This window comes from Flavihumibacter sp. CACIAM 22H1 (assembly GCF_001601815.1).
Taxonomy (GTDB): domain Bacteria; phylum Bacteroidota; class Bacteroidia; order Chitinophagales; family Chitinophagaceae; genus Flavihumibacter.
Genome location: NZ_LUKG01000033.1, coordinates 40,074 through 46,376 on the forward strand (window position 1 = coordinate 40,074; position 6,303 = coordinate 46,376).

Consider the following 6,303-nt stretch of genomic DNA (forward strand, 5'->3'; position numbering starts at 1 on the left):
CCCAAAGAAGTATTGGAATTTGAAAAAAAGAATGCCGGTAAGAAAAAAGTAAAGGTTCGAGATGGTTCAGTCGGCTATTGAGTTGCCAAATATTGGTTCCATCTCTTTCTAAAGAATAACAACTGGTAGTCGATGGCATTTTCCCAATAAAACCAATTATGCCGGCCAGGCCTTTCTGTGTAATCGTGCGCAATTTTAAGATCGGTCAGCCGCTTATGTGCAGATCTGTTAGCCGCGAGCAGGTAATCTTCGGTACCACATTCCAAGGCAAGGGCAATCGTGTATTTGGCACTGCTGTCGGCTGTATTGTATTCTTTCAACTTGTTCCAGTTTATCTGGCAGCAACTGCTGTCAATGGATTTATCCGCATTTTTTGCAAGGATCGACTTAGCTATAGGATCTACCATCAGTGCACCACTCATACTACCTGCAGCAGCAAATAATTCAGGGTAATGGCTTGCCATAAACAGGGAACCAAATCCACCCATACTCAAACCTGCAATTGCCCTGAATTTTCGGTCCTTTGAACTGGGGTAATGGCTATCTATATAAGGAATCAGTTCCTTAATAAAATGAGATTCAAACCGGTAACTGCTATCCAGTGGATTGTTGAAATAAAGGGTGGTTCGTCCCCCGTCCGGACAAACGATCAAACAATTAAACCGATCTGCTGCTTCCTGCAAGGCTGGTACTTTGGTGATCCAAAGATTATAGGTTCCGCCCATACCATGCAGCAGGTACACTACCGGAAAGCCCCCCTGGGGCGCTTTAGCAGCCGGCTCTACTACAATAAATTTCATGTCTTTTTTCATGGCCGCGCTATAGAGGCTCAGGGTATCTACTTTACCAGCCTGCGCTGCGCCAGCAGAAAGGATACCTGCCAGCAACACTATCAAAAGACGGGTTGTATACATTCCAGGAAAACGACAATCCTTCATAAGGGAAAGAATTAAGGTGCAGAAATAACTAAAATTAAAGGATTCTGGTTCACTGGTACCCGGTAAAAGAAATTGGGAAATGTTAAAATAAATCGTAAATTTGATATCATTTTAATATCATAACAATATGGAAAAGAATGTTAAACCTGTTTCTGGTTATCTGACCTTGGTACTTACGTTGGTTCTTTTGGTAATAGCCATTGTACTGTTTATAAACAGCCATCGAAATGGCTGGATAATTACCCTGGGGATTATTCTAACGTTAACGGCATTTTATTTATCGGCGGGTTTAATCGTTGTTTCCCCGAATCATTCCAGGGTATTAACTTTTTTTGGAAAATACATTGGTACGGCCAAGGAAAACGGACTTCTTTTTGTAAACCCGCTTTATACCAAGCAGAAAATTTCACTTCGTTCAGAGAACCTGGAAAGTTCACGTTTGAAAGTAAACGACAGCATGGGTAATCCTATTGAAATTGCTGCGGTGATTGTATGGCGGGTGGCGGATACGTATAAGGCCGCATTTGAAGTGGAAGATTATGAGCAATACGTTAAAATACAAAGTGAAGCAGCTATCAGGCATCTGGCCACCAGTTTTCCCTACGACCAGTTTGAAGACGAAAATGCCAGCATTACGTTAAGAGGTGGAGGCGAAAAAGTAAATGAATTATTAGAAAAAGAATTAACTGAACGGCTGGCTCCTGCAGGCATATTAATTATTGAAGCCAGAATAAGTCACCTTGCCTATGCGCAGGAAATAGCCGGGGCTATGTTACAGCGCCAGCAGGCTACTGCTATTGTTGCTGCCCGAACCAAAATAGTGGAAGGTGCCGTAGGAATGGTAGAACTAGCCCTGGAGCAACTGTCAAAAAAGGAAATTGTTCATCTGGATGAAGAGAAAAAAGCGGCAATGGTGAGTAACCTCATGGTGGTGCTTTGTGCGGAAAAGGCGGCAACCCCCATATTAAATACCGGCACTTTGTACCAATAATCCTGAAATAATCCATAGTGGCAGATAAGAAAAATTTCATACTCAGGCTGGACAGCGATGTGTATAAACTTCTCGAAAAATGGGCTGCGGATGAATTCCGAAGTGTAAATGGTCAATTGGAGTGGATAATACATCAGCAACTACGTGCTGCTGGGAGAATGGAGAAGAAAGGGGGAAAAGTAGAAGGGGAAAGAGGAAGGGGGAAGGGAGAAGGGGGAAAGGAAAGAGGAGAAGCGGGATTATAAAAAAGGTGAGCACCCATGGGTGCTCACCTTTTTTATAATAAGAGAAAGCGTTATTAGAAGCCTTTTTTCTCTTTGTTTTCTTTTGCTTTTTGCATAGGCGTAATTCCGGTGCTTTGACCGCGGGCTGCCTGTTTCAGTTTATACAACTGGAATTTACTGGGCGCTGCAATAGTACCCCAACTATTATTACTCTCATCAATATCGGCGGTTTCTTTCATGGGATCGAGCTGGATAGATTTCACCTTTTTGTTTTTTACATACACTTTAGTGATTTTATTCTCATTTTTCCGCCAGATCTGTGCTGGAATGCGATCCACTTCCTTGGTTCCGTCTTCGTACGTAAATTCTACGATCACCGGCATTACCAGTCCACCTTTATTTGAAAAAGCAATTTCGTAAATATGCTTGTTGCCGTATTTTGATTGAATTTCTGTATCTGCTTTCTCAACATTTACATTGCTGGGCACTTCATAAGAAGCCGTATCATAAGGCTCGAGTCCACGTGCGTATCTCCAGTAAAAATCGCGCAGGGTAGTATCCCGGTCAACTTCAAAAACTATGCTTTTATCTTCCCTGTTTCGGATTTTACTGATGTCTTCAAACTCATTAACCTGTGGTTTTGCCAGCTTAATTTTTCTCGTACCGGTTGCCTGCGCAGGAAGATCTGCAAATTCAGGGGTCAGGTATTTTACGGTATCTATCGCAATATCTGTTGCGTCAGTGCTGTAGAACCAGCCTCTCCAGAACCAATCCAGGTCTTCGCCGCTGGCATCTTCCATAGTGCGGAACAAATCGGCCGGCGTTGGATGCTTAAATGCCCATCTACGTGAATATTCTTTAAATGCATAATCAAACAGCTCCCTGCCCATAATGGTTTCCCGGAGAATATTCAGGCCGGTGGCTGGTTTAGAATAGGCATTTGGACCAAACTGGATGATATTTTCGCTGTTGGTCATAATTGGCTCCAATTGGTCCTTGGGTAATTTCATATAGTCTACTATACCCACTGCCGGACCACGGCGGCTGGGGAATTTGTTATCCCATAATTCCTCTGTAAGGTACTCAACGAAGGTATTTAAGCCCTCATCCATCCAGCTCCACTGGCGTTCATCACTGTTTACAATCATCGGGAAGAAATTATGCCCAACTTCATGGATAATTACACCCAGCATGCCGTATTTCGTGCTTTCACTGTATGTTCCGTCCGGAGCAGTACGACCATAGTTAAAGCAGATCATCGGGTATTCCATTCCATTGGAAGCCTCCACACTCTGGGCTACCGGGTATGGGTAAGGGATAGAGAATTTGGAATAAGACTTAATGGTATGGGCTACCGCTTTAGTGGAGTAGGGGCGATACAGACCATAGGCCTCTTTCCCATAAAAGCTCATACACATAATCTTTTTACCTTCAACTACTGCTGGCATCGCATCCCAAACGAATTTCCGGCTCGAGGTCCAGGCAAAATCACGAACATTGTCTGCCTTGTAGATCCAGGTCTTCTTGGTTTTGCTTTTTGATTTTTCTGCTTTTTTCGCTTCTTCCAGCGTTACAATTTCAACAACGTCTTTGGCAGATTGTGCTTTCTGGTAACGTGCCAATTGGGTAGGTGTTAATACCTGTGCGTAGTTTAAACATTCTCCGGTAGAACCAACCATATGGTCGGCTGGAACGGTCATTTGTACCTTAAAATTACCAAATGTGAGGGCAAATTCTCCTCTACCCGTGAACTGGTGATTCTGCCATCCCTGGAAATCACTGTACACACAAAGGCGGGGATACCATTGAGTGATCGTGAACAGGTGGTTGCCATCTTCCGGAAAAAATTCATACCCACCTCTACCGCCTTCTTTCATACGGTCGGTTATTTTATAATTCCAGTCGATTTTAAGAATGATCTTTTGACCGGGTTTTAAAACAGTGGGCAGTTCAACCCGCATCATTGTTTTGTTAACGGTGTATTTGAGTGATTTCCCAAGTGCATCCGTCAGTTTGGTAATATTTACCCCGTTGTCGTTTTTTTCCGGCGTAAGCCGGTCAATCTGTACATCAACGGCCTGTTTACCCATGGAAGAACCATCCTGGTAATCGGCATTCCGGTCTGAACTGTGCTCGTTTTCGTCTAGTTGAAACCAGAGATAGGTTAATTCATCCGGAGAATTATTGAAATAAGTAATGGTTTCTGAGCCGGTGAGTCGGAGTTTTTCTTCGTCCAGCTCGCATTTAATATCATAATCGGCCCGTTGTTGCCAGTATTTCGGACCAGGGGCTCCGCTTGCCGTCCGGTACTCATTAGGCGTCGGTAGAATGGTTCCCAACTGCTCAAACTTGTTGCCGTGGTTAGAACCCGGATTGTTTTGTATGTTTTGGGCCATTGCTGATCCTGAAATCAGGCCAAGACATGCAAATAGGAGTTTTCTCATTGCTTTGTTATTATTGCTGTTTGTGTTTGTTTTTTTAATTCAGGAATTCGTTCCCAGGCAATTTTTAGTGCAAATACCAATATCAGTACCGACCAGGTCCTGATCCACCAAAGCTGGGGCAATTTAAGCTGCTCTACAAAAATAAAGGATAGCGCTAATACTACCGCTACTACCAGCAACTGCGCCACTTCAATACCCAGATTAAACGCCAGGAGATGGCTGGTTAAGTTTTCACCTCCTTCCAGGTCAAGCAACAAATTAGCATAGGCCAACCCGTGAATCATGCCAAAGAACAAGGCAAAAAAATAAATCACCGGTAATTTCCGGTTGTTTGGACCGGACCGGTACAACAAGTTGTTAAGTGCCGTTCCGGCAATGGTAAGCGCAATTAGGAATTCAATCCAGGGTACAGATACCGTAACATATCCAAGAACGCTTAAAACCAGGGTGGCGCTGTGCCCAACCGTAAAAGCAGTAACCATAATGGCCAGTTTTTTCCAGTCGGTAAACTGATAGCGTAGACAGAGCGCTGTTACAAAAAGAATATGGTCCAGTGCATCCCAGGTAAGGATATGTTCTACTCCCAACCCGAAGTAAAGGTTAAAATCTTGCATAAATTAGTCAGCTACCAAAATAAACCAGAGTTTTGTGCTGAAAAAATAAAAATGTTTAATGGCGGCAATTTTGTTTAAATGGGCGTTCATTTCCTGGCTAAGCTGGCTTCATCCGTTTTATGTGGGAGTTACTGAAATTCAGCATAATCCTGCAGAAAAAACGCTGGAAATAAGCGTAAAACTTTTTATTGACGATTTTGAAAGAGCCCTCACGGATCAATATAAAACTGCGGTTGACCTGAGTAATCCGAAAAACCCGAAGCAAACGGAGGCCTTGGTTTTTCAATATATACAGAATAATTTTCAATTGAAAGTTAATGGTAAGCCTGTTCAGCTGGAATTTGTCGGTTACGAGAAAGAACGGGAAGCAGCATGGTGTTATATTCAGGTAACGGGCATTGCTGCCGTACAACAAATGGAGCTCAGCAATACCTTGTTGTATAATGTATTAAACCAGCAAATTCACCTGATTCATATGAATGTGGGCAACCAGCGTAAAAGTGGTAAAATTATGTTTCCTGATAAACAATTTTCAGCCAGTTTTTAGTCTTCGTCCATTCCTTCGCGGATATCTTCAGAAATTGTTACCAGAATTTTATCGATCCGGAGAGAATCCATATCGATGATTTCAAAACGGAAACCTTTCCATTCGAGCGTATCCCCGGTATGTGGTATACGTTCCAGTTTATGCAGTATGAAACCCGCCAGTGTATTAAATTCCTGTTCGCCTTCATTCATCCAGTCGGTCATTTCAAATCTTGACAGGAAATCATAAAAAGGAATTTGTGCATCTACCAGGTAACTGCCATCCTCTCTTTTAATGATTTCATAATCCTCAATATCCGGCTGAGGCAGGTCGCCAACAATTGCTTCCAGGATATCATTTAAGGTAATCATTCCCAGAACAGAACCGTATTCATCCACGATAAAACAGGAGTGGACCTGGGTTTCTTTGAATTTTTCCAAAACCCGGTAGGCCGTATTGTTCTCCGGAACAAACATGGCCGGTTTCATAATATGTTTGAACAAGGTCAGGTCATTGGTGATATAGAGATCCTTTATTGATACTACTCCCTTTATATTGTCAATATC

General features: G+C 42.8%; 7 protein-coding genes. 3 read left to right on the forward strand and 4 right to left on the reverse strand.

Translation table 11 applies throughout. From position 1 onward, the window contains the following. Positions 1 to 74 precede the first annotated feature (74 nt). Positions 75 to 938 (reverse strand): alpha/beta hydrolase-fold protein, encoded by an 864-nt coding sequence (locus A1D16_RS10955; protein ID WP_290709405.1) that lies wholly within the window; start codon positions 936 to 938, stop codon positions 75 to 77. Positions 939 to 1,065: 127 nt separating this feature from the next. Here A1D16_RS10955 and A1D16_RS10960 point away from each other — a divergent pair, with 127 nt between their 5' ends. Together A1D16_RS10960 and A1D16_RS10965 are read left to right on the forward strand one after the other, a co-directional pair. Further along, positions 1,066 to 1,929, forward strand: coding sequence for an SPFH domain-containing protein (locus tag A1D16_RS10960; RefSeq protein ID WP_290709406.1), 864 nt, complete (start codon positions 1,066 to 1,068; stop codon positions 1,927 to 1,929). Positions 1,930 to 1,946: 17 nt separating this feature from the next. Then, positions 1,947 to 2,174 carry an Arc family DNA binding domain-containing protein gene (locus tag A1D16_RS10965; protein ID WP_290709407.1) on the forward strand — a complete coding sequence of 76 codons (228 nt, stop codon included), beginning with the start codon at positions 1,947 to 1,949 and terminating at the stop codon, positions 2,172 to 2,174. A gap of 53 nt (positions 2,175 to 2,227) precedes the next feature. Here the strand turns inward: A1D16_RS10965 and A1D16_RS10970 are convergent, their stop codons facing one another. Together A1D16_RS10970 and A1D16_RS10975 are read right to left on the reverse strand one after the other, a co-directional pair. Beyond that, a complete protein-coding gene (locus A1D16_RS10970) occupies positions 2,228 to 4,597 on the reverse strand; it encodes a M1 family metallopeptidase (protein WP_290709408.1) in 2,370 nt (789 codons plus the stop codon). Next, positions 4,594 to 5,211 (reverse strand): HupE/UreJ family protein, encoded by a 618-nt coding sequence (locus A1D16_RS10975; RefSeq protein WP_290709409.1) that lies wholly within the window; start codon positions 5,209 to 5,211, stop codon positions 4,594 to 4,596. Before A1D16_RS10975 ends, A1D16_RS10970 begins: the two co-directional genes overlap by 4 nt. Positions 5,212 to 5,269: 58 nt before the next feature. On the opposite strand from A1D16_RS10975, the gene A1D16_RS10980 reads away from it, so the two are divergent. Then, positions 5,270 to 5,758: a DUF6702 family protein gene (locus A1D16_RS10980; protein ID WP_290709410.1), complete on the forward strand. Its 489-nt coding sequence runs from the start codon at positions 5,270 to 5,272 to the stop codon at positions 5,756 to 5,758. Here the strand turns inward: A1D16_RS10980 and A1D16_RS10985 are convergent. After that, on the reverse strand, positions 5,755 to 6,303 hold a 549-nt coding region (locus A1D16_RS10985), incomplete at its 5' end, for a transporter associated domain-containing protein (protein WP_290709411.1). The two genes, A1D16_RS10980 and A1D16_RS10985, sit on opposite strands and share 4 nt — an antisense overlap.